At 46.3% G+C, this 25,037-nt stretch carries 19 protein-coding genes and 1 pseudogene; 18 read left to right on the top strand and 2 right to left on the bottom strand.

The features are described 5' to 3' along the window. From JGK11_RS21360 to JGK11_RS21320, 9 genes and pseudogenes are all read left to right on the top strand, one after another. Positions 1–468, top strand: a pseudogene (locus JGK11_RS21360) (IS1 family transposase); the annotation flags it as partial. Between the two features lie 409 nt (positions 469–877). Continuing rightward, positions 878–1,615 carry a DUF4079 domain-containing protein gene (locus JGK11_RS21355; protein ID WP_293180524.1) on the top strand — a complete coding sequence of 246 codons (738 nt, stop codon included), beginning with the start codon at positions 878–880 and terminating at the stop codon, positions 1,613–1,615. 59 nt (positions 1,616–1,674) lie between these two features. Next, positions 1,675–2,052, top strand: coding sequence for a hypothetical protein (locus JGK11_RS21350; protein WP_293212763.1), 378 nt, complete (start codon positions 1,675–1,677; stop codon positions 2,050–2,052). A gap of 283 nt (positions 2,053–2,335) precedes the next feature. Further along, positions 2,336–3,703: a 2Fe-2S iron-sulfur cluster-binding protein gene (locus JGK11_RS21345; RefSeq protein ID WP_293207981.1), complete on the top strand. Its 1,368-nt coding sequence runs from the start codon at positions 2,336–2,338 to the stop codon at positions 3,701–3,703. Positions 3,704–3,712: 9 nt separating this feature from the next. After that, positions 3,713–4,216 (top strand): peptide-methionine (R)-S-oxide reductase MsrB, encoded by a 504-nt coding sequence (msrB, locus tag JGK11_RS21340; protein ID WP_363319228.1) that lies wholly within the window; start codon positions 3,713–3,715, stop codon positions 4,214–4,216. A gap of 123 nt (positions 4,217–4,339) precedes the next feature. Further along, the gene (locus JGK11_RS21335; RefSeq protein ID WP_293180515.1) at positions 4,340–5,146 is read left to right on the top strand and encodes a glucose 1-dehydrogenase; all 807 of its coding nucleotides are present in this window, start codon (positions 4,340–4,342) and stop codon (positions 5,144–5,146) included. A gap of 2 nt (positions 5,147–5,148) precedes the next feature. Beyond that, positions 5,149–6,720 (top strand): GMC family oxidoreductase, encoded by a 1,572-nt coding sequence (locus tag JGK11_RS21330; protein ID WP_293212761.1) that lies wholly within the window; start codon positions 5,149–5,151, stop codon positions 6,718–6,720. 56 nt (positions 6,721–6,776) lie between these two features. Further along, the gene (locus tag JGK11_RS21325) at positions 6,777–6,902 is read left to right on the top strand and encodes a hypothetical protein (RefSeq protein ID WP_293212759.1); all 126 of its coding nucleotides are present in this window, start codon (positions 6,777–6,779) and stop codon (positions 6,900–6,902) included. Positions 6,903–7,027: 125 nt separating this feature from the next. Continuing rightward, entirely contained in the window at positions 7,028–9,070 is a 2,043-nt protein-coding gene (locus JGK11_RS21320; protein WP_293212757.1) for an amylo-alpha-1,6-glucosidase, read from the top strand. Between the two features lie 30 nt (positions 9,071–9,100). Here the strand turns inward: JGK11_RS21320 and JGK11_RS21315 are convergent, their stop codons facing one another. Further along, the gene (locus tag JGK11_RS21315) at positions 9,101–9,361 is read right to left on the bottom strand and encodes a nucleotide disphospho-sugar-binding domain-containing protein (RefSeq protein ID WP_366053941.1); all 261 of its coding nucleotides are present in this window, start codon (positions 9,359–9,361) and stop codon (positions 9,101–9,103) included. A 494-nt stretch (positions 9,362–9,855) separates the two neighbouring features. Here JGK11_RS21315 and JGK11_RS21310 point away from each other — a divergent pair, with 494 nt between their 5' ends. The 7 genes from JGK11_RS21310 (at position 9,856) to JGK11_RS21280 (ending at position 20,527) form a co-directional block, all read left to right on the top strand. After that, positions 9,856–10,251, top strand: a complete 396-nt coding sequence (locus JGK11_RS21310; RefSeq protein ID WP_293212753.1) for a type II toxin-antitoxin system VapC family toxin — start codon at positions 9,856–9,858, stop codon at positions 10,249–10,251. A gap of 372 nt (positions 10,252–10,623) precedes the next feature. Further along, positions 10,624–10,965, top strand: coding sequence for a hypothetical protein (locus JGK11_RS21305; RefSeq protein WP_293212751.1), 342 nt, complete (start codon positions 10,624–10,626; stop codon positions 10,963–10,965). Then, entirely contained in the window at positions 10,958–11,299 is a 342-nt protein-coding gene (locus JGK11_RS21300; protein WP_293212749.1) for a type II toxin-antitoxin system PemK/MazF family toxin, read from the top strand. The genes JGK11_RS21305 and JGK11_RS21300 overlap by 8 nt, the downstream gene beginning before the upstream one ends. Before the next feature lie 65 nt (positions 11,300–11,364). Continuing rightward, complete coding sequence (sbcC, locus tag JGK11_RS21295; protein ID WP_293212747.1) at positions 11,365–14,484, top strand: exonuclease subunit SbcC; 3,120 nt, start codon at positions 11,365–11,367, stop codon at positions 14,482–14,484. Positions 14,485–14,771: 287 nt separating this feature from the next. Beyond that, entirely contained in the window at positions 14,772–14,963 is a 192-nt protein-coding gene (locus JGK11_RS21290) for a hypothetical protein (protein ID WP_293180499.1), read from the top strand. A 94-nt stretch (positions 14,964–15,057) separates the two neighbouring features. Then, positions 15,058–18,378 carry a PAS domain S-box protein gene (locus JGK11_RS21285; RefSeq protein ID WP_293212745.1) on the top strand — a complete coding sequence of 1,107 codons (3,321 nt, stop codon included), beginning with the start codon at positions 15,058–15,060 and terminating at the stop codon, positions 18,376–18,378. Positions 18,379–18,658: 280 nt separating this feature from the next. Continuing rightward, complete coding sequence (locus tag JGK11_RS21280) at positions 18,659–20,527, top strand: adenylate/guanylate cyclase domain-containing protein (RefSeq protein ID WP_293180494.1); 1,869 nt, start codon at positions 18,659–18,661, stop codon at positions 20,525–20,527. Between the two features lie 689 nt (positions 20,528–21,216). Here the strand turns inward: JGK11_RS21280 and JGK11_RS21275 are convergent. Then, the gene (locus tag JGK11_RS21275) at positions 21,217–22,746 is read right to left on the bottom strand and encodes a YifB family Mg chelatase-like AAA ATPase (protein WP_293190961.1); all 1,530 of its coding nucleotides are present in this window, start codon (positions 22,744–22,746) and stop codon (positions 21,217–21,219) included. 244 nt (positions 22,747–22,990) lie between these two features. On the opposite strand from JGK11_RS21275, the gene JGK11_RS21270 reads away from it, so the two are divergent. Both JGK11_RS21270 and psbA read left to right on the top strand, forming a co-directional pair. Beyond that, positions 22,991–23,338 (top strand): histidine triad nucleotide-binding protein, encoded by a 348-nt coding sequence (locus JGK11_RS21270; protein WP_293180488.1) that lies wholly within the window; start codon positions 22,991–22,993, stop codon positions 23,336–23,338. 615 nt (positions 23,339–23,953) lie between these two features. After that, positions 23,954–25,036, top strand: a complete 1,083-nt coding sequence (gene psbA, locus JGK11_RS21265) for a photosystem II q(b) protein (protein WP_293180485.1) — start codon at positions 23,954–23,956, stop codon at positions 25,034–25,036. Position 25,037: the final 1 nt, after the last annotated feature.

Below are 25,037 nucleotides of genomic sequence, written 5' to 3'. Positions count from 1 at the left end.
AGCGGCTGCTGTTAAGAAGCAAGTGGAAGTGACTCCCAAAGAAAAAAAGCGCTTGAATGTTCAGATGGATGAGTTATGGTCATTCGTTGATAGTAAAGGAAATCAGCAGTGTGTCTGGCTGGCATTGGATGCCCAGACTAGGGAAATTGTTGGTGTACATATTGGAGATCGTAGCGCAGTATCGGCTCAATCTTTATGGAATTCAATGCCACCAGTTTACCGTCAATGTGCAGTATTTTATACCGATCACGCTTTGTGCTTATGATTCTGTATTGCCCAGCAAACGTCATCGAAGTGTAGATAAAGATAGTGGTTTTACTAGCTATATCGAGCGCTTCAACTGTACTATTCGACAACGAGTATCAAGGGTTGGTAAGAAAGAGCTTAGCCTTCTCTAAAAAATTAGAAAATCATATTGCTGCAATTTGGCGCTTTGTACATCATTACAATGATAATTTACAACTCTAAATGTCTACTTTTATTTGAATTCAGTTTTATTCTGTCGATCCTTTCCTTCAGGGCACTACCGGCACGGTGATGCCTTGCAGGGTAAGGCGGCAAAGACGCTGGCTGATGCAATCTTAGATCGTGACGAGGATTAGATGTTAGATGTCAGTGAATTGACGTGTCGTGACAGTTACTGAGAATTAGCTGAGAATCGGCTGAAAGATCTATACCCAAAAATTCAGGAAATTATTAAGTTCATTTCAGGCGTGCTTAAAAAACCATTGCGATGATACTAATAACCCAAGTTGCTAGTAGCATTTTTCGAGTGAGAAGTTGGGATTTTGGGAGCATCTATGTTCCCCAGTCCGCCAGTCGAAAACGAACTGCTAACTGACGTTAATAGTCGATCTTCTGCTGTGGATTTATTTTTATGAATGCCAACGATCTATTCTTGCTATTGCATCCTTTTTTCGCCGTTGCCGTAGTTTTCCCCCTCATCGGCATGGTAGTGAGAATGGCATGGCAAACCCGCCAACGACGGCTAGCTGTGGCAACTGGTGGGAAAAGTCAAATTCCTGGAGTTGTAGGCAAAGAGCACGTAGATTTGGGTCGATGGCTGAGCGGCTCGGTTGTAGTGCTGTCCTTAATTGGACTGGCACATCCGATCTTCTCAAAAATACTCGAACAACAAGCTTGGATTAAAGAACCATTTCGGGTGGTATTTATCCTGATGATGTTCGTCGCCACTAGCGGAGCGCTGTTCTTTTTATATCGATCGAGCGAAAAGATTTGGCTGGGCATATTTGCCACATTAACGGGAATGGGCTTAGTAGTGATCGGTTCTCAACCAGAGATCTATCGACGCGAATCTGAATGGTATGTCTCCCATTATTACTATGGGATCGTTGCTGCGATGTTAATGATTTTTTCATTAGCGATTATTCAAGATATTTATCGCGATCGCAGCAATCGTTGGCGCAACGTCCATATCATTCTCAACTGCTTGGCACTACTATTATTTATCGGTCAGGGGTTTACTGGCACGCGAGATTTGTTGGAAATTCCGCTGAGTTGGCAAAAGCCCTATGTAGAATCGCTATACAAATATGAATGTGACAAACAAACCTGTCTGGTACAACCTCAGTCTGCACCATCGATCCCAAAATAGTCGATCTTTATACTCGACTTCACTTCTAATTTTTACAACCCAATTCTAGGATTTACAACATGAAAGCTACTTCTTTTCTGCTGACAACAATCGCTCTGGGTACGATCGCCATCGCCACCGTTCCCTTCCAATCATTCGCTCCTAATTCTCTCCAAGCATCTGCCCAAGAAGTTAAGATCGCTCAAACTGAAACTACGCAAGAAAAGATCGACCAAATTACAGCGGTTAAAGGTAAACCAGGTAGTGGAGACTTACTCCGCAAACTATATCCCAAAGATCTCAGTCCAATTGGCGTGCAACCAGGTGGTGCGGGCATGGTAGTTAATCTGTACAGTAAAAAGAATGACACTACACTCTCACTCTGTACTGTTTTCGATGTGGTTGTGGCAGTCAAAAAAGGCAAAATTGCTAGGTTCAATCCCAGTGAAGTTAAGTAATATCCTCTGCGATCGATTCTAGAATTTAGTATTCTTAGTCTCTCGATCGAACTGGATAGTGGGCATTATCTTAACCAAAATCGTCGGGTTTGCCGACGAGCGGGAGCTGTTGCCCACTATCTATATTTTAGCAATATTTACTGCCATGAAAAGTTGGATAAACCTGCTCTGAAGATCGTTGATGCCAACAAGTAATATCTATAACCAAAATAGAATTCAGTCAAATATTTGCCCATTAATTTGATTCTATTGGAAAGAAGCTATGCCAACGAGGAATTAGAAAATGCTAGAAAATATACAAAAAATTTCCAATCCCATTATTAGATCGATCGCTGCTGGTATCTTTCTAGGCAGTTTAGTCACAATTCCTGCTGGACTTGCCTTAGAATTACTCAAATCTCCAAAGCAGACAACTCCCGAATCAGCAAGTAAGCTAGTTGTCTACACCTCGTTAGCGAGTTCTGTTATCGGTGCGGCGATCGGTTTGAGTTCGGGTAAGCGTAATAAAGATAATGAAGTTGAGTCTAACGATTTAGGCGATCGAGAATCATTAAATTCGGGATGGCATGATTGGCGAAAATTTATCGTCATGCGGAAAGTAAGCGAAAGCGATAATATTACATCTTTCTATTTACATCCTGAAGATAACGAGCCGATTCCGGCTTTTATGCCGGGACAATTTCTGACGATAAAACTCGATTTGCCAGAGCGAGCCGAGCCAGTAATCCGCACTTATTCTCTATCCGATTATCATCAATCTCCACTTTATTATCGCCTGTCGATTAAGCGAGAAATTGCACCAGTCGGTACCGATCTACCTCCAGGAATTGCTTCTAATTTTATGCACGATCGCATCCAAGAAGATTCGATAATTTGGGTAAAACCTCCGGCTGGCAAATTCGTACTCAATCTTCACCATCCCCAACCTGCGATCTTAATTAGTAATGGTGTAGGAATTACGCCGATGATTAGTATGGCAAAAGCGGCGATGCAACTAAATCCATTGCGACACATTTGGTTTTTACATGGTGCTAGAGATAGCCAAAATCATGCTTTTCGCGATGAAATTAATGCCCTCGCTGCCAGTCATTCTAATTTACATATTATCTACTGCTATAGCCAACCGATGGCAACAGATATCGGACATTATCACCAGCGTGGATATGTCGATGCTGCTCTGATTCAAAATATAGTGGCACCAGAAATGCAGCAATTGTGTGGTTCCACTGAAGCAGATTACTTTCTGTGTGGCTCGGCATCATTTATGGATGCGATTAGAAATGGATTGAGAACGTGGGGGGTAGCAGACGAGCGAGTAATGTTTGAATCCTTTGCCAAGGCAATGCCAAAACCAGCAAAAGCGGGTGAATCTGTAACCACAGCAACTAGCGATACTAAAGAAATTGTCTTCAGTAAATCTGGTCGAACTCATACTTGGAATCCTGCCGATGGGACGATTTTAGAGTTTGCCGAAGCAAATGGTCTGCGACCTGAATATAGCTGTCGTGCAGGGATTTGCGGTACCTGTACGTGCAAGATTGCTGAAGGAGAAGTGGAGTATCAAGAACAACCAAGTGCGACTGTAGAGCGAGGTTCGGTACTCATCTGTATTTCTCATCCCAAAACGGCAAGGGTAGTTCTCGATCTGTAGATTAATCCTATGAAAAAACGTTATTTTTTATCTGCTGGAATTGCGACGATCGGTTCGATTTGGTTGTCGGATTATTTACCGAACAAAGTTCAAGGAAAAACCATAAAAATAGCTGAAAATCATCAGTTTGCAATTATGAAAACAGAGCAAGAATGGCGGAAAATTTTGACACCAGCTCAATTTGAAGTGTTGCGTCAGCATGGCACCGAACGTGCGGGTAGTAGCCCCCTGGATTTGGAGCATGGTAACGGCACTTTTGCCTGTGCTGGCTGCAATTTGCCACTATTTACCTCTACTACTAAATATAACAGTGGTACGGGTTGGCCGAGCTTTTATGCCCCGATCGAGGGTGCTATTGGAACGACGATCGATCGAGCTTTTGCAATGACTCGAACTGAGGTACATTGTCGTCGCTGTGGCGGACATTTGGGGCATGTCTTTGCAGATGGCCCCAAACCGACGGGTAAACGCTATTGCATGAATGGGGTGGCAATGAAATTTATTGCAGCTTGACCAGCTTTTACGCAGTGGGCAGCGGAAGGTGCAGAGACAAATTTGCAGTAAGCTTTGCCCGAATCATACTACTGAGTGTATCAGTCCGATTTGCTGTCAAACTATCAATTCACAATAAAAATCATGAAACTGAATGAAAAAGTTGCTTTAGTCACTGGTAGTAGTGGCGGTATCGGTCAAGGTATTGCAATTCGATTGGCACAGGAAGGCGCGAAAGTTGTTGTCAATTATCGTTCCAATCCTGAAGGCGCGGAACAAACGCTGAAGGCAATTAATGAGATCGGCGGTAATTGCTTGATGGCTGATGGATTTTGCGATCGAGATCGGGGTTATAGTATCGGTGCAGATTTGGGAATGGTTGATGATGTACGGCGTTTAGTTGCTGAAAGTATCGAACATTTTGGCACGATCGATATTTTGGTTAATAATGCTGGGATTGAAAAACATTCTGACTTTTGGGATATAACAGAGCAAGATTTTGATGCGGTTATGAATATCAATTTCAAAGGAGTTTTCTTTGCTACACAGTTTTTCGTCAAACATCAAATCGATACGGGCAAAAATCGCGCCAGTATTATTAATATTAGTTCCGTTCATGAAGAATTACCATTTCCACACTTCACTACTTACTGTGCTAGTAAAGGTGCCGTGAAAATGATGATGCGAAATCTGGCGGTAGAGCTGGGAAGATTGGGTATTACTATCAATAATGTGGCTCCAGGTGCGATCGAAACGCCAATCAATCAACAGCTACTAAATAACCCCGCTCAATTGCAACCTTTGCTTAAAAATATTCCATTAGGTCGATTTGGAAAACCAGATGATATTGCGGCGGTAGTTGCTTTTCTAGCTTCAGATGACGCTCGGTATATCACTGGTTCGACAGTAGTCGTTGATGGTGGTTTGTTGTGGAACTATCAAGAACAATAGAGATGAAAACCATGCTTAACCAACATTACGATGTTATCATTATCGGCACTGGTGCAGGCGGTGGAACGCTGGCACATCATCTGGCTCCTAGCGGTAAAAAGATCTTAATTCTCGAACGCGGCACATTCTTACCTAGGGAAAAGGAAAACTGGAGTGCCTTGGAAGTCTACCAGCGAGAACGCTATCATACCCAAGAACAGTGGTTTGACAAATCCGATCGAGCCTTTCGTCCAGCAACGAACTATTGCGTAGGGGGTAACACTAAAGTCTACGGTGCGGCTCTACTCCGAATGCGCGAACGGGATTTTGAAAGCGTCGCGCATCAAGATGGTATTTCTCCAGCGTGGGATCTCAACTATGCCGATTTTGCTCCTTACTACGATCGAGCAGAGCAACTGTATGACGTGCATGGACAAGCAGGTAGCGACCCCACGGAACCCGCACGCACTCAGCCCTATCCTTACCCGCCCGTCAGTCACGAACCCAGGCTGCAAGAGCTGGCGGATGCGTTTACCACTGTCGGTTTGCATCCTTTTAATCTACCGTTGGGATTGAAACTCAACGAAGTCGATCGAAGTTTGGGTAACTGCATTCGCTGTAATACTTGCGACGGTTTTCCCTGTCTGACGCAGGGTAAGGCGGATGCTGATGTCAACTGTATCGAACCGATCCGCCATCATCATAATGTGACGTTGGTGACGGAAGCCAAGGTAACTCGATTGCTCACTAATGCTTCGGGGCGGGAAGTGACGCAAGTAGAAGCAGAGATTGACGGCGAATTGCAAACCTTTACAGGCAATATTATCGTGGTTGCTTGCGGGGCGATTAACTCGGCGGCATTACTACTGAGATCGAGTAACGATAAACATCCTCATGGCTTGGCAAACAGTTCCGATCTTGTGGGACGCAATCTGATGAAACACATTTGTACGGCGTTGGTACAACTGAGTCCGAAACTCAATTCTGCTGTTTATCAAAAAACCATTTGTATTAGCGATTTTTACTGGGGGGAACCCGACTTTCCCTATCCGATGGGTTTAGTTCAAAATACGGGCAATGTCCTAGCAGATATGTTGCCAGCCGAAGCTCCTGCGCTCCTAGCCCCACTCCTCAAACTACGACCGGAGGCAGAACTCAAGACGATCGCAGATCGAACGGTCGGGTGGTGGCTGCAAACTGAAGACTTACCCGATCCTACAAATCGGGTGCGCGTCGGAGGAGATCGGCTCTATCTGGACTACACGCCGAATAATTTAGCAGCCAGCGATCGATTGACAAAACGCTGGATTGACACGCTCAAACAAGTCGATCGGGTAGAGCAGACGATTCCGTTTAGTATCTATCCTCGCAATATGATGATGTTACCATCGGTGGGACACCAGTGCGGTACCTGTCGCTTTGGGACAGATTCCACTAAGTCAGTGCTGGATTTGAACTGTCGCACTCACGATGTGGATAATCTATATGTAGTCGATGGCAGCTTTTTCCCCTCCAGTTCGGCTGTCAATCCGACATTGACGATTATTGCTAATGCTTTACGAGTTGGCGATCGATTGATCGATCGGTTGAAGTAATCCGATTTATCGTAACTGACAGTGAAGGCGCAGTTCAGTCAAATTCGGTAGATTGGGTGCCTCCCGAACAGCGTAGCGCGATCGCAATGGACATCGAATTAAAACAACTAGCTCCCGAAACTCAAGCCGATGCTAATTATATTAGTGCTGTAAATCTGCAATTATTCAGCCGACAACACTAATCGATCGAGTTGCTAACTTATGAGTTGTTGTCGAAATTAGGTCGCAAGTAATGGGTAATAGAATCTAAAATATCGGATGCTATTAGCCATTGCCACATCCACAATCTAGTTGAGTGAATCGCAAAATGAATATCGAATTTGGGCGAGAAATCTGTGGCGATCTAAATAATGCTCAAACGCGAGAATGGTTACTAACCAATGGGATTGGGGGTTATGCTTCTGGTACGGTAGCTGGACTGTTGACTCGACGCTATCATGGTTTGCTAGTTGCGGCGTTAAATCCACCCTTGGGTAGAACCTTGTTGCTTGCCAAGTTGGATGAGGTGGCAATATATGGCGATCTCACCTACGACATCCATACCAATCGTTGGGCAAATGGCAGCATTGAGCCGCATGGCTATCGTCACATCGAAAGTTTTGCCCTCGAAGGTACTATCCCCACTTGGAGATTTGCTTGCGGTGATGCTCTGTTAGAGAAACGGATCTGGATGCAGTGGGGAGCCAATACTACCTATGTTCGCTATACATTGAGCCGCGCCACTCAACCGCTACAGTTAACGCTCAAAGCCTTGGTGAATTATCGCGATTATCATGGTGATACCCACAGCACTGGCTGGGAAATGAGCGTCGAGCCATGCGTTCGCAAAGTGGCTCTGGCAGAGCATCGCAGCATTTGTATTACTGCCAATGCTGGTGCTCAACCGCTATACTTATTAAGCGATCTCGCGAATGCCACCCCCGCCCATAATTGGCACTATGATTTCGATCTAGCGATCGAACGATATCGCGGTTTGAGCGATCGCGAAGACCACCTCCACGCCGCCACCTTCGCAGTTAGCCTCAATCCGGGCGAATCGATCGTTTTTGTCGCTAGTACCGACCCACAGCCCAATCTAGATGGGACAGCAGCACTCAAATTAGAACGCGATCGCCAGCACAAACTCCTCAATACCTGGAAACTAGATCGACCCGCAACCCCCACTTCTAAACCAGATCGTCCGGCTTGGATCGATAGACTCGTATTAGCAGCCGACCAGTTTATTGTAGAGCGTCCGGTGCCCGACGTACCCAATGGTAAAACCATCATTGCGGGTTATCACTGGTTTGGCGATTGGGGACGCGATACGATGATTAGTCTGCCTGGATTGACGATCGCAACGGGAAGAGCGGAAATTGCTCGATCGATTCTACGGACTTTTGCTAAATATATGGATCGCGGCATGTTGCCAAATCGTTTTCCTGATGCGGGTGACGTGCCGGAATACAATACTGTCGATGCCACGCTCTGGTACTTTGAGGCGATTCGCAGTTATTACGATACCACCGCCGACGATGACTTATTATCCGAACTTTTTCCCGTACTGGCAGAGATTATCGATTGGCACTGTCGCGGCACTCGCTACAATATTCACCTCGATCCTAGCGATGGGTTGCTGTACGCTGGTGAATCGGGCGTGCAATTGACGTGGATGGATGCCAAAGTAGACGATTGGGTAGTCACCCCGCGTATTGGTAAACCGATCGAAATTAATGCGCTGTGGTATTGTGCCTTGCGATCGATTGCTCAGTTTGCCCGTCAGCTTGGCAAACCGTATAAAGAATATGAAGCACTCGCCGATCGGACTTTAGCAAAATTTTCGAGGTTCTGGAATCCCGCTCTGGGTTATTGCTACGATGTCCTCGACAGTCCCGATGGCGATGATGCGTCTTTACGTCCGAATCAAATCTTTGCCGTATCGTTACCAGGAATGGGCGCGAAGGGCTATGTACCGCTCTTGACACTCGATCTACAACGTGGAATTGTCGATACTTGCGGACGATCGTTATTAACCTCTTACGGCTTGCGATCTCTGGATCCCAACCATTCCCAATATCAAGGACACTACGGCGGAAGCCAGTTACAACGCGATGGAGCCTACCATCAGGGCACGACTTGGGGCTGGCTGCTAGGTTCGTTTGTGTTGGCACATTTGCAGGTGTATAAAAATCCTACTCAGGCTAGACAATTTTTAGAACCGATCGCACATCATTTGACAGCCCACGGTTTGGGCACTTGTAGCGAAATCTTCGATGGCGATGCGCCGATGACTCCACGGGGTTGTATCGCGCAAGCTTGGACTGTTGCTGAAGTATTACGGGCTTGGGTATCGATCAAGGATTATAAATAATTGTTGTAAATTTCTCTTTGATGTCCAGTCTTATAAGCTGTAATTAGCTGCTGGTCTTCCCGTTTTCAAATTGATGCCGACGCTACCCCATGCCACCCGCGCCGCAATTTCCGGTTTCTCCTCTGTTGCACCTGCTACAACGAGAGGAACTCCATGTGATAAAGCAATTTGTACACCGCCAAATCCGCCATTTGTGACCATCACATCCACATAAGGCATCAGATGATAGAAAGGGATAAATTGCGCCAATCGCAGGTTTTCTGGCAGCGGAGTACGATCGCTCTGTGAGATTGGCAGACTGTTTGATTTTTTCCAAAATAGTAGTTTTTAAGCTGGATAACGGAATTTCTAAAGTGCCATCATTTCTGGGAGTTTCCCTAGAATTTTTTGGGTTGGTAAATTTGGTGTCTAGCGGCGCGTTTTCTTGCACAACTATTAATCCCAGTTGCTCTAAGGTTTCGGCATTTGGGAGTTTGCCGAAAGGATTTCTTTTCGTGGCATTGATATAAATTTGTGCAAGTAATCTTGACGCAAGTCTGTTAACGAAAAACGAGCTTGCATCCCCCGTGATAAGAGCCGTGGGGATGTAACCGATTCGCGGATGGGGCCGCCTACAATCTAGACTTCGATCCTTTAGCCTTCCTTACTCCTTGCCGTGGCCACAAGAAATAACACACGAGTTCGCTCGTCGTCCGGCGAGGACTCACGAAATAAGAGCCAAATCGATCGCGCAGTACCTTTCGGGCGTAAAATTTAGTATTTATAAGATTACTTTGAAAGAGTAAATGCTCGACTTACTCCCAGAGCATTTGAATTTGTTCGATCCTGCACTTAACAACGATATATTGATTGCTGGAATTACCAGTGTGGAAATTGTTGCTGCAATTACGAGAAGGTCGCGTGGCAGAAGTATCAATGCGACAGATGCTACAGCAGCGTGCAATCAGTTCAGGAGTGATTTGCAATCTGACTATCAAGTTGTAGAATTCACCGAAAGTATTATTAACTCTGCAATGGCATTAGCTGAAACCTACGGATTGCGAGGCTATGATGCTGTGCAGCTAGCAACAGGCTGTAGCATAAATAACCTCTGCACAGCTAACAGTTTGCCGGCGATGACTTTTGTATCTGCTGATGGGGAGTTAAATGCAGCAGCAACAAGTGAGGATTTGATCGTTTAAAATCCCAACAACTATCCTTCATTCAGTTGACAGTTGACAATTGACAATTGACAGCGACCTCTACCTAGAAGGAAGAGGATTGGAGTAATGAATAGTCTTCTTTTAATTTCTCAAGGGCGATCGGGCTTGGGGCTTTAAACCAATTTTTTCTGGTAAAGTCGATCGCCCGTACAAGAAAAAGCAATTTGGAGAACACCGAAATTCCCAGGATGAGGTGCAAAATTTTGGGTGTATCTCAATTTGGGAATTATATCCGTAGGGGCGAAGCATGACCGCAATCAATATGGGATTATAACTAATAACTTATATGCGGTCATGCTTCTTCAGGCTTCAAAAACCAGATGCACCCAAAATTGAACTGCGATCGCCGATATGGATTTTCCTCAAAGATATAATGATGGTTGGATCGCACTTTCTTACCCACCACCCAAAAAAACCGTGACCAAAACAGAAATCTTAGCAGCACTCAAAAATCTGACAGCAGAAGAACGCCTAGAAATCATCGAAACAGCTTCGCGGATGATGCGCGACGACATAGAACAAAAAGCCCAGCGCAAAGCTGAGAGAAAGCTGAGACTCAGAGCCGCAGCAGAAGCAGCAGTCAAGGATTATATGCCGGGAGGTGCTTTACATGATTTGTGGTCGCCAGACAGCGAACCATATTTTGAATCCGAGGAAGAATACCTAAACGCTGGGGTCAAGACTAATGCGTAGAGGTGAAATCTGGCTGGTTGCACTTGAGCCTACTGTTGGCGCAGAAATCGGCAAAACTCGTCCGGTAGTAATTGTTAGCGATGAAACTGTGGGAATTTTGCTGCTTGAAGTGATTGTCCCCATCACTGACTGGAAAGAACGATATACAGAGAGAAATTGGATGGTTCGACTAGAACCAAGTAGCGAAAATGGCTTGGCTAAACTCTCAGCCGCCGACACTTTTCAAGTCCGTTCCGTTTCCCAACAAAGATTTGTCCGACAACTCGGAAGCCTTTCGGAAACAATTATGGAAGAAATTGCAGATACACTGACAATTGTGCTGGATCTGGATTGAATAACTAGCCAACAGCGTACAAATAGTGTTATTTATAAATAGATTGTATGGCGCGATGGCCTTAAATGATTCCTATACAACTTACACTCAAAAATTTTCTCAGCTATCGCGAAGCTGCTTTAGACTTTCGCGGACTTCACACTGCTTGCATTTGCGGGCCTAACGGTGCTGGTAAATCTTCTCTCCTAGAGGCGATCGCCTGGTCGCTTTGGGGCAGTTGTCGCAGCGATACAGAAGACGATATCATCCATATCGGCGAAATTGATGTCCGAGTTGATTTCACTTTCTCTACGGGCGGCCAAATCTACCGGGTGATTCGCAACCGCCGGCGCGGACAATCGGGAAGTTTGGAATTTCAAGTTAGCTTGAATTGGGCCGAAACTCAGGATGGACTCAGTTTTCGCACTCTCACTGACAAGGGGCTGAGAAATACTCAGCAGAAAATTCTCGAACATATCAAGCTAGATTACGATACTTTTATTAACTCGGCTTATTTGCGGCAGGGGCGTGCTGATGAGTTTATGCTCAAAAAGCCGATCGAGCGCAAGCAAGTTTTAGCCAACCTCCTCAAACTCGATCGATACGACACTTTATCCGAACAAGCCAAGGAAAAAGCCAGAGATTTTAAAGCCAAAGTCGAAGTCCTAAAACACGGCTTGCAGACAACCCAAGAGCAACTGCAACAAAAAGAAGCGATCGCATCCGAACAAATTCAATTGCAGCAAGCAACCGATTTGCTCTCTTCGCAGCAGCAAGCCGACACAGCACATTTGCAGCAACTGCAACTCCAGCACCACAACCGCCAAACTTGGCAAAAACTCCTCGCCGGCCACCAGCAACAACACTATAATATCTCTCAAGAATGCCGCCGCTTGCAGCAAGAACTCGCAGCCGCCAAGCGGCAGCAACACGAGCTGCAAGCCCTGCTCGCCCAAGAAAATGAGATAACAGCAGGAATTGCCTATTTTCAGAGTTTACAATCCACAGAAGAGACGCAGGCTGGAAAATTCAAAGCTCACCAACAAGCGCAAAATCAGCGCCAAAACTTGCAAGAACAGCAACGGCAAGAATTGAGCCTTTTGCAAAACAAAATTCAGCAGTTGCAAGCTCAATTAGATGTCTTAGAACAAGATGAAAAAGATGTTCTAGATGTTCTCAAGCAGCAGCCGGAGGTTGACAAAGGACTCGCACAGTTGCAAGCAGCCCGATCGCGCCTTAACGAACTAGAACAACTGCAACTGCAAGTTTCGCCGCTACTCCAACAGCAGCAGCAGGCGCAAACTAAGCTCGATCGCGCCCATGCCGGTTTAACCGCCCGCTTAGCCGAAATCAACCGACAGGTGCAAGTTCAGCAACAGCAGCGACAGCCGAAATTGCAGCAGGAAATCTCGGCCATCGCCCATCAAATTGTCCAGTTGGAAAACAAGCGAGTTTATCAGGAACGAGTCCGCGAAAAAGGCCAAGAAAGGCACAGCTTTCTAGAAAATCTGCAAGCTAAAAGCCGCGACTATCAAACCCGACTCGCGGAAATTGACCAAAAACTCCAACTGTTGCGGAAAAATGAAGCAGAAACTAGCGCGGGGGAAGGTAAAGCTGCCCAGTTTGGGGAAACTCAGGAAGCGAATTCGCCTTTAATTGTGCGCGATTCGGGTTTTGGCGCCTGTCCTTTGTGCGATCGACCTTTAGACGAACACTACTGGAATTTGGTAGTCACCAAGCACCACTCCCAACAGCAAGAAATCTGGAATCAACTGTGGGTTGTCCGCGAACAGTTGGCAGTTTCCGAGCGCGAAATTCAAGTCCTCAGACACGAATACCGCGAACTAGAACAGGAATTAGCGCCTTACCAAGAATTGCGGGAACGCCGCAGCCATTTGCAAGCTCAATTGGATGGCCTGGGCCAAGATGAAACTCGACTGCAAAGTATGCGTCAAGATGCTGCCCAAATCGAGCGGTTGTTGCGTACTGGCGAGTATGGATCTGATGATTTGAGGGAACTTCAGCAAATTGAACAGCAACTGCAACAGCTCAATTATAGCGATCGCAGCCACTCCCTCGCCCGCAGCGATGAAAAGCGTTTGCGCTGGGCGGAAATTAAGCAAGCTCAAATCAAAGACGCTCAGCAGAAACTTAATAAAATTAACAGCCGCCGCCCGGATTTGCAAACTCAATTAGCCGCCGTACAGCAACAGTTTGAACAGCAAAAAAATAGCTCGGAAATTCAGCAGCAAATTCTGTCTTTAAATAGATATATCGCGGAAGTTGGCTATAACTTGGAACAGCACGAACACGTCCGTAGCGAAATGCGTAAAACGCAGTTTTGGATCGCCCGTGCTGAAAAATTGCGATCGGCAACTCAGCAATTCCCGCAAGTGCAGCAGCGGGTTAATGAAATCGCCAGTTCGATCGCCGTGCGCGATCGCGATTTGCAAGCTGTCACCGCTCAAACTTCAGCGATGAACCAGCAGTTGCAAGAACATCCCGATCCGATTGCTCAAATAAGTGCGATCGAACAACAAATGGGCCGCCGCCGCCAGCAGCTAGACCAACATTTGGGAAGTCTCGGACGCCTCCAACAACAGCAGCAAAATCTGGAAGCTTTGCAAGTTCAGCTTGTAGCTCAAAAAGAGCAAATGCAGGTTGCTAAACGCCAATACAAAGTTTATCAAGAGTTGGGTCAAGCCTTTGGCAAGAACGGGATTCAAGCTTTGATGATTGAAAATGTTTTGCCTCAACTGGAAGCTGAAACTAATCAGATATTGTCGAGATTGAGCGCGAATCAGTTGCACGTGCAATTTATTACTCAGCGGGCGGCTGCTTCTAAAAAAGCAACTAAATTGATTGACACTTTAGACATTCTCATTGCTGATGCTCGCGGTACTCGTCCCTATGAAACTTACTCGGGTGGCGAAGCTTTTCGGATTAATTTTGCGATTCGGCTGGCGCTGGCGAGATTGCTGTCTCAGCGGGCGGGTACGGCTTTGCAAATGTTGATTATTGATGAGGGATTTGGGACTCAGGATGCGGAAGGGTGCGATCGCCTAATTGCTGCCATTAATGCGATCGCCTCTGACTTCGCCTGCATCCTCACCGTTACCCATATGCCGCACCTCAAAGAAGCTTTTCAAGCCAGGATAGAAGTCACCAAAACTGCTCAGGGTTCTAGCCTGGCCTTGTCAATCTAGATGGATTATTCGATTTTCGATTTTCGATTTTTGATTGGCGATTGGCGATCGGACGGCGGTTGAAACCGCGTCTACACAGACGAAACCCGCCTCCGCGGGTTGAAGATCGGACGTACGGTTAAAATTATGTTATTTTCTTGACACCTCGGAGGCGGACTTCGTTTGTATAGGCTGCGATTGCAATACTCGGGACGCTCGCAATGATAAAAAAACGTTAACCCAAGCGTATTCTTGTATAGGCGCGAATTCCATTCGCCCGCTCTTCAACCCGCGGAGGCGGGTTTTGTTTGTATAGGCGCGAATTCCATTCGCCCGCTGTTCCTGTTCCCGATCGATTCGCTGTTCCCGATCGATTCGCTGTTCCCGATTCGCCCGCTCGGACTCATCCATTCGCCCGCTCTTTGATTCGCCCGCTGTTTGATTCGCCCGCTCTTAATTTCCCCGTCGGCTTTTTGGAGCTCCTGAGTTTGTTAGGCTAAATTAAAAATAAGATAATAAAATAAGAATGCCTGAAGCTATTTATATTTTTTTTATTTTCATGTCCGCTCCCTCGGAGTGTGTGTATTGCCACCGATGACAACAGACTCTTTCCACCTGTCTCTCCTAGAAAGGGCGATCGCAGCGTCGAGCAACAGCATCCTGATCGCAGATGCTGGCAGGCTCGACAGACCTATTATATATTGCAATCCTGCTTTTGAGAAACTGACTGGCTACACCCGGGAAGAAGTCATTGGACACAACTGCCGGTTTTTGCAAGGCCCGGATACCGATCGCGCCGAATTAGACAGACTCCGCAGCAGTTTGCGATCGGGAACAGAAGTTAAGGTAATTCTCAAGAATTACCGCAAGGATAAAACACCTTTTTGGAACGAATTAACTGTTTCCCCCGTCCTCGATGGCGACGGAAACCTCACTCATTTTATCGGAGTTCAGAACGATATTACCCAAAGAGTCGCAGCCGAAACAGCCCTGCAAGAAAGCGAAGAAAGATTGCGGGCGATCGCTACTGCGACTCCCATTCCTACGATCATTACGCGCCGTTCAGACAGCGCAATTTTGTACGCAAATTCTGCCCTCGGAGAAACTTTCGGTTTGAGTTCAGACAAGCTGATCGCTAGCAAAAAGATCGACTTTTATGCTAATGCGGGCGATCGCCATCAATTGCTAGAATCAGTCAAAAAACACGGCTTTAGCGACAGCGATCAAATCTGCCTCAAGAAAGCAAATGGCAGTTGCTTTTGGGCAAAGATGTCGATGCGAGCGATTAATTTTAAGGGCGAAGCATCAATTTTATCGTCATTTTATGATATTACCGATCGCGTAGAAGCAGAAACCGCACTCCGCCAAAGCGAAGCGAGGTTGCAAAAACTAGCCGCCAACGTTCCGGGAATGATTTATCAATTTCAGCTAGCAGCCGACGGCGCTGTGTCATTCCCCTACATCAGTTCTGGCTGTCGCGAACTCTACGAATTAGAACCAGAGGTGCTGCAAAAGTCAGCTATTCCTGCGATCGAAATGATTCACCCAGAGGATGCACAAAACTTCCACGAAACTCTGGCCATCTCAGCTAAAACTTTAGATCCTTGGCGGTGGGAAGGCAGATTAGTGTTACCTGGCGATCGCATCAAGTGGGTTAGCGGGGCTTCCAGACCCGAACTGAGCGAAAAAGGTGACATTATTTGGGATGGTTTGTTGATCGACATTAGCGATCGCAAACTTGCCGAATCAGCACTGCGACAAAGCGAAGCCCGATTCCAAAAAATGGCCGGCAACCTGCCGGGAATGATTTATCAATACTTGCAGCATCTCGACGGTACCAATGAATTCATTTATGTCAGTCCCGGCTGTTGGGAACTCTATGAATTAACTCCAGAAAAAGTTCAAAAAAACTCAAATTTAATGTGGTCGTTGGTGCATTCAGAAGACCTACAACCGATGCAAGAGTCACTCACAATTTGCGGAAAAAATTTACAACCTTGGAAATATGAAGGGCGGATCGTTACGCGATCGGGAAAACTGAAATGGATTCGCGCCATTGCTCGCCCCGAACTGCAACCGGGCGGCGAGATACTTTGGGAAGGGGTGACAATCGATATTAGCGATCGCAAGGTAGCAGAAATCGCCCTCAGCGAGTCAAAAGTTGCCCTGGAACAAGCCAATCAAGAACTAGAAAAGCGCGTCCTAGAACGCACAGAAGCTTTGCAAAAATCCAAAAAAATGCTGTGGTTGGTGATCGACAACATCCCTCAGTTAATCGCCTGGAAAGATCTAGATTCAGTTTACTTGGGAGGTAACAAAAACTTTGCCACAATCGCAGGTTTAAATCATCCCACTGAAATCACCGGTCTCACGGACTACGATATGCCCTGGAAGCCAGAAGAAACACAATTTTTCCGAGATTGCGATTGCCGGATCATGGCAAAAAATACCGCTGAATATCACATTATTGAACCTCAAATGCAAGCCGACGGCACCCAGCGCTGGATGGATGCAAATAAAATACCTTTGCATGACAATTACGGCAATGTCGTCGGCATTTTATGTACTTTGGAAGACATCACCGATCGGCTTTCACTTGAAGCTAAAGTCCGGGCCAGCGAGGAACTATTTCGCAAAATATTTGAAGATGCACCCATCGGTATCTATTTAGCCAATTTAGACGATCGCCAGTTGGTGCGAGTCAATAAAACTTACTGCGAAATGCTGGGATATACAGCAGCAGAATTGCTGAGTACAACATTCATAGAAATTGGGCATCCCGAAGATCGTCAAAACAATCTCGAAGCTGCTGCCGCTCTCAATCGGGGAGAAATTCCGAGCTATCAAATCGAAATTCGCCATATTTCGGCTACAGGTAAAACTGTTTGGGTAAATGTGACAGCTACTTTGATCCGAGACGGGGAAGGAAAAGCTATTTACAACTTAGGGATGATTGAAAATATTACTAACCGCAAAATTTCCGCAGCAGCACTCCAAGCTTCGGAATCTCAATTGAGAAAACAAGCAACTCAATTGCAAGAAGCCTACGAACAACTCCAACATACTCAAATCCAATTAATTCAATCAGAAAAAATGTCTAGCCTCGGGCAGATGGTGGCTGGTATCGCCCATGAAATCAACAATCCTGCAAATTTTATTAACGGCAATATTTCTCACACCAACATCTATTTTAACGACTTAATAGAACTTTTGAATCTCTACCAGCACTATTACCCGTCTCCTGCTCAGCAAATTACCGAAACACTGAAGCAAATAGAGTTTGATTTCCTCAAGGAAGACTTGCCAAAAATGCTAAATTCTATGAAAGTAGGAGTAGAAAGAATTAGTGATATTGTATTGTCGCTGCGGAATTTTGCGCGATTAGATCAATCAGAAATAAAGTTAGCAGACCTTCACGAAGGAATTGAGAGTACGCTGTTAATTGTGCAGCATCGATTGCACCACGACACTCAAGAAAAACGAATTGAAATCATTAAAGACTACGGAACTATATCGAAAATTTACTGTTGTGCGGGGCAGTTAAATCAGGTGTTTTTTAATATTATCAGCAATGCAATTGACGCTGTGGAAAACCGCAAACAACCCCGGACGATCGTGATTCGTACTGAAATGAAAAAAGCTGGGTTGAACAATAGTAAAAGCAATGTCGGCGAGTGCGATCGCGTGGTCATTTGCATCGCCGACAGCGGCCCTGGAATGACCGAAGACGTTAGCAAGCGCCTGTTTGACCCCTTTTTTACCACGAAACCGGTTGGGTCTGGAACAGGTTTGGGATTGTCCATCAGCCATCAGATTGTGGTAGAAAAACATAAGGGAAGTCTGCGGTGCATCTCAGCGCCCGGACAAGGAGCAGAATTCTGGATTGAAATTCCGGTTTCAACAGTTGACAGTTGACAATTGACAGTTGACAGTTTGAGAGCGACCTCTACCCTTAAGTCCGAGGATTGGAGTAATGAATACTCTGATTTTAATTTCTCCCGCTCCGGCGGGCGGGCTTTCAACCAATTCTTTCTGGTAAAGGATGGAAATTTAGATAAAACGTACGGTCTTCTTTTAATCCCCAATTGCCGTCGGTGCTTGAGTTATCAGGGTTTTGAATTAACGGCACTGAGACGCCGAAATTAATCTCATTTGTGCGGTGTGCTCATCTGCTGCCCTTATTCGCTAGGCAATTATGCTGAAAAAACTACCTTTATCCTGGTCTCGCTACATTCCAGCCGGGTTGACACTTGTTTTGGGTGTCGGATTCTCGGCCCTGGCATTTGCCTTGGTTTGGGACTGGGAAGACAGGCGCCACGACTACGAAATGCACCGCCGCATCGACGATATTTCGATCGGCATTGAACGCCAACTCAACTCAGACTTAGACGCAGTTCTCGCCCTCAGCGACTACATGAAAGCGTTTAGCGTCGTCGAACGTTCTTCTTTTGCTCGGTTTGTCGGCCGTCCCCTATCCGTTCACCCCAGCCTGCAACTGCTGGCTTGGGCCCCCCGCGTTCCCAATTCCCAGCGCGCCAACTACGAAGCCCAAGCCAGAACCGAAACTGACTCCAGCTTCCAGATTACAGAGCGCGGCCCCCAGGGAGAACTCCGCAAGGCCGGCCAGCGTTCGGAATATTTCCCAGCTTTTTACGTCGAACCAACGGCGGGAAACGAGACAGCATTGGGATTTGACCTCACTTCCCACCCAGAAATTCGCGCTGCGATCGCGCGCGCGCGCGATACTGGAGAAATGATTGTCACCAGCTACGACGGTCTAATTCAGCGCAATTCGCCGGAAGTGGGTCTTTTGGTAATAGTTCCGATTTACGAAAACAGCACTAAACCGACTACCCTGGAATCCCGCCGCCAACTGCTACAAGGATTTGTTCTGGGCGTATTTCAAGGCAAAGATATTTTCCAAACCTCTTTAAAAGGACGCAATACCGACTACCTCACCATTTATCTCGCCAGCGAGCCTCCAGACAAGCCAGAAGCACTGCCGTTGTTACCGCCAACGCCCGACCCCGTTCTGCAAAATCGGGCTGCTGACGGGCAAATTCCGCAATTTGCGGCTTTGTTCCAATCCTCCACCCAACAAGTGTTCACCGCATCGGCCGCTGCGAAAGTAACTCAAAGGTCAAACTGCCCGATTCTGGACAATCCAGGCCCGCAGTATGCGGCTTGCCAAAGGGTGCTGAAAATTAGCGGCAGCCAGTGGTCTTTATACGTGTCTGCAACGCCGGAAATTCGGAAGACTCGCAAGCACTGGCGTTCTTGGGGAACTCTGAGTATGGGGATGTTGTGGACTCTGCTGCCGGTGACATATATGCTGACAGCGTTGAGTCGCACCGCCCAAATCGAAAAGCTAGCCCGAGAAAGAATTCTCCAAACCGAACAGTTGCAGGCTGCTTACCAACAGTTGGAAGTGGAACAAGCGAAATCCGAGCAACTGTTGCTGAATGTTTTGCCGGCGGCGATCGTCCTGCGTTTGAAAGACAATGAACATAATATCGCCGAAAGTTTTGGGGAAGTAACGGTGATGTTTGCCGACATTGTGGGCTTTACAGAGCTTTCGTCGAGAATTTCAGCGACTGCGGTAGTGTCCGTGCTCAATGATATTTTTTCAGCTTTTGATCATTTAGCCGATCGCCACGGTTTGGAGAAAATTAAGACTATTGGTGATGCTTACATGGTTGTCGGCGGTTTACCTACTCCGCGAGAGGATCATGCCGAGGCGGTGGCGAATATGGCGATCGATATGCTACAAGAAATCCGGTTTCTGAGCTTAAATCATTCCGAACCATTCAGCATTCGGATCGGAATTAGCAGTGGCCCTGTAGTTGCCGGCGTCATCGGCTTAAAAAAGTTTATTTACGACCTTTGGGGCGACACAGTAAATATTGCTTCGCGCATGGAATCCCACGGGATTACCGGCTGCATTCAAGTCACCGCCGAAACCTACGAAATATTAAAGAATAAATACACTTTTCAGAAGCGAGGGGCGATTCAAGTTAAGGGCAAGGGATACATGGTTACTTATTTGTTGACTGGTCGTAAATAATAGCAATTTTCCAAATTTATTTTGTAGGGTGTGTCGTTATCGCTCGTACCCGAAAAAATCTAAAATCGAGCTAACGACGCACAGGCGAGAATATTTGAGGAAACAACTTGGACGTTCATTCCACTAAATAATTGTGTTGTAGCAATATTTGTTTGTGCTTGGTATAATTCCCAAATCCAGGGTGGATCTCATTTTTGTAAAAAGCATTTTTTTCTTATAGTGCTGTCCGATCTGATTGGCACAAGATAACGACCCAATTGTCTTAGTAGACTCCTTATATAGCAAGGATTTTAGGATTTCCATATCTAGAAAATCAATTAGGATTGCTATAGTGCGAGCGTCCCCGCTCGCGTATCGTATAATACGCGAGCGGGGACAGCACTATAATAAAAAATGCTTTTTACAAAAATGAGATGCTCCCAATGTTTTTTTTGATGCGACCTCGCTTAGGAATGACAATTAAATAACTTACAATTTTTACTGTTCTTGTGGGATGGGCGTCCCGCCCGTCCCACAAATATGTGTAAATTATTTAATTCGCGATCCTTAGTATACAATTAGTATAAGAGGGCTGAAGCCCAACAACATACCTCACTTATCTGAGAAGGGTTATATCGACGTTCATTCTGTTATTTTAGATGAATTAATGTCTCATTTTCCCTACGCCCGATCGCAAATAGCAAATAATTCTACTGCATCCGATCGATCGTCCGATACTGCACCGCCTCCCCCACGTGATTAGTCTTCAAGCTGTCATCCCCCGACAAATCCGCAATAGTCCTAGCAACCTTCAAAATGCGATCGCTAGCCCGCGCCGAAAGCCCCAATTTCCGAATCGCCATCTCCAACAAATTCCGCGAAGCATCATCCAACTGACACCATTGGTTAATGTGGCTGCTTAGCATCTGCGCGTTACACCGCAAGCCAGCTTCTGACTGAAAACGGCGAGTCGCCATCTCTCGCGCCCGCTGCACCCTCACCCGCACCGGTTCCGACTCCTCCCCCGTCGCCTGTCTGGTAATTTCCTCAGGTTTCAAACGATTAACCGCCACTTGCAAATCAATCCGATCCATCAAAGGCCCCGAAAGTTTTGCCCAATATTGTTCCCTCTTTTGGGGCGAACAAGTACACTGTTGGATCGAGTCGCCATAGTAACCGCAAGCGCAAGGATTCGTACTAGCAACTAATGTAAATTGTGCCGGAAACATCACCGATTGTCTGGTTCTAGAAATCGTCACATAACCGTCTTCTAAAGGCTGTCGCAAAAACTCCAAAACATCTCTTTTAAATTCAGTTAATTCATCCAGAAAAAGTATGCCGCGATGTGCTAAGGAAATTTCACCCGGACGCGGAAAACTGCCCCCGCCAACGAGAGAAGGCCCGGATGCTGAATGGTGAGGACTGCGAAAAGGTCGATCGCTCACCAGCATACCCTTATCCTTCAACAAACCAGCCACCGAATGAATTTGAGTCACATCCAAAGCTTCATCAAAAGTCAGCGGTGGCAAAATACCCGGCAAACGTCTCGCCAGCATCGTCTTGCCGCTTCCTGGCGGCCCCACAAAAATCAAATTGTGTCCACCGGCAGCCGCAATTTCCAAAGCCCGCCGCGCGTGAATTTGCCCCTTTACGTCTTTTAAATCTAGACCCTGAAACCTAGTTTTTCCTAACTCTTCTCTACCGTTTACTTGTATCGGTGAATAAACTTGAGGATTGTTCAAAAAATCAGTAACTGCAAATATATTTTCAAAACCGTAAACAGATATTCCTTTTACTAAAGCCGCTTCCTTTGCATTGGCTGCTGGTACAATTAACCCCGAAATACCCATTTTGGCAGCAGCAGCGGCGATCGGCAAAACCCCCGCCACAGGCCGCAAACTCCCGTCCAAAGAGAGTTCCCCCAAAAACAAATAATCTCCCAACAGCTCGGCGCTGACCTGTTCGGATGCTGCTAAAATGCCAATGGCGATCGGCAAATCAAAACTCGGGCCTTCCTTACGCAAATCCGCCGGAGTCAAATTAATCACAATACTCCGCATCGGAAAACCATATCCCGAATTTTTGAGCGTAGCCTTAACCCTTTCTTTAGCCTCTTGCACCGCCGAATCCGGCAACCCCACAACCACAATTTTCGGCAGTCCCCCCGATACATCAGCCTCCACACCCACCTTTACCGCGTCAATTCCTACGATAGATGCACTCCAAACCCTCGCAAGCATTATTTTTTATCCTCAATTTGCCTGTCTTCGATCCATCATCTATTATGATTAACAATGACTAATGAATATCAGAAGAGGCAAGAAAAACTTTTCGTTGCCTCTTCCTTTTCTCCTCTTCTCTTCCTTCTCTCCTCCTGCCTCTTCCCCCTTCCTCCCTCCCCTTGTCCCCTCCGCCTTCCCCCTTCCCTGAAAATTTATCCGTTACATCCCGTACATTGCCCGTTGCCGAACTTCGTTAACACCCATGACAACCCAAGAAACGCTTTTCAGCAAAATCATCCGCAAAGAGATTCCCGCAGACATCGTTTATGAGGACGACTTAGCCCTCGCCTTCAGAGATATCAATCCGCAAGCGCCAGTCCACATCCTCGTCATTCCCAAAAAACCTATTCCCAAATTAGCCGATGCCGAATCGGGAGATCATGCCCTCATGGGACACCTGCTGCTGACTGTAAAACGGGTAGCCGAACAACTCGGACTCAGTAACGGCTATCGCGTCGTGATTAATACCGGCAATGACGGTGGCCAAACCGTAGATCACCTGCACCTTCACATTCTCGGCGGACGGCACATGAAGTGGCCCCCAGGCTAAAGGCTAATTTTTAGGCACAATTTACGAACTCATCCTCAGAAACCCGGTTTATGGCAATTGCAAAGCGCCTTATGAACCGGGTTTTTAGTTGATGAATCCGGTTGATTGCGGATTCTGGAGAATTTAGTGCGATCGCCACATCCGTGAGAACATAAATAACTTCTTGAATAGAGCCGATACTCCTCAAGCATCAATGATTTGATTCTCGTTCTACAACCGTCAACAGTCAACCGTCAACAGTCAACTGTCAACAGTCAATCCACCTAGGATATGTAAACAAATATTAAAATTCATCTGCTCAATCGCCAATTAAGATATGTTTAACTATAAAGAAGTTTGACCTCAACAAAAATAATTTGACTTAACTGCTGAACCAACCTACAGAATAAAGATTCAGCTCTTCTGCCCGCTTTATTTTAACCGTATTTATTCTGTAATATTACTTTGCAAACAGCCACAAAAATTCATCAAGAATCAAGTTATGTAAAGGATTATAAATTTATTCAAATATAAGCACTAATCCCTTTGCAAACTGTTGTGAATAGTGTTACTAATATAAGCGTGGAGATTTCCACAACAGAACGTTGAAAATTCAATTAAGCAATCATAAAACAAATGACAACAACCGTACAGCGTCGCGAAAGCGGCAACGTTTGGGAACGGTTCTGCGAGTGGGTAACTAGCACCGATAACCGGATTTATGTTGGTTGGTTTGGGACAATCATGATCCCAACTCTGCTGACCGCAACCACCTGCTACATCATTGCCTTTGTAGCAGCTCCTCCTGTGGATATTGACGGCATCCGCGAACCAGTTGCTGGTTCCTTGATGTTCGGCAATAACCTGATCAGTGGTGCTGTTGTTCCTTCGTCTAATGCGATCGGGCTTCACTTCTATCCCATCTGGGAAGCAGCCTCTTTAGACGAATGGTTGTACAACGGCGGCCCTTACCAGCTCGTCATTTTCCACTTCCTCATCGGCATTTTTTGCTACATGGGCCGCCAGTGGGAACTGAGCTATCGCTTAGGAATGCGTCCTTGGATCTGCGTAGCCTACTCTGCACCTGTGGCATCTGCTACCGCAGTATTTTTGATTTACCCGATCGGGCAAGGCAGCTTTTCTGACGGAATGCCCCTGGGTATCAGCGGCACATTCAACTTCATGATCGTGTTCCAAGCCGAGCACAACATCCTAATGCACCCCTTCCATATGTTGGGAGTTGCTGGTGTCTTCGGCGGTGCTTTGTTTTCTGCCATGCACGGTTCTTTAGTAACATCTTCTTTGGTTCGCGAGACAAGTGAAAGCGAATCGCTAAACTACGGTTACAAATTTGGTCAAGAAGAAGAAACCTACAACATCGTTGCAGCCCACGGCTACTTCGGTCGTTTGATCTTCCAATATGCAAGTTTTAACAACAGCCGTTCCTTGCACTTCTTATTAGGTGCGTGGCCAGTTGTCGGCATCTGGTTTACCGCTTTAGGTATTTCCACGATGGCGTTTAACCTCAACGGTTTCAACTTCAATCAATCGATTATCGACTCCCAAGGTCGCGTCATCAATACTTGGGCTGATGTCATCAACCGCGCCAACTTGGGTATGGAAGTTATGCACGAGCGCAACGCTCACAACTTCCCCCTCGACTTGGCCGCCGGTGCTGTCACCCCAGTAGCATTGGTTGCTCCTTCCATCAACGGCTAAA

Origin of the sequence: Microcoleus sp. PH2017_34_RAT_O_A (assembly GCF_020737885.1) — a bacterium.
Lineage (GTDB): Bacteria > Cyanobacteriota > Cyanobacteriia > Cyanobacteriales > Microcoleaceae > Microcoleus.
This window is presented reverse-complemented; position numbering and strand designations above follow the sequence as displayed.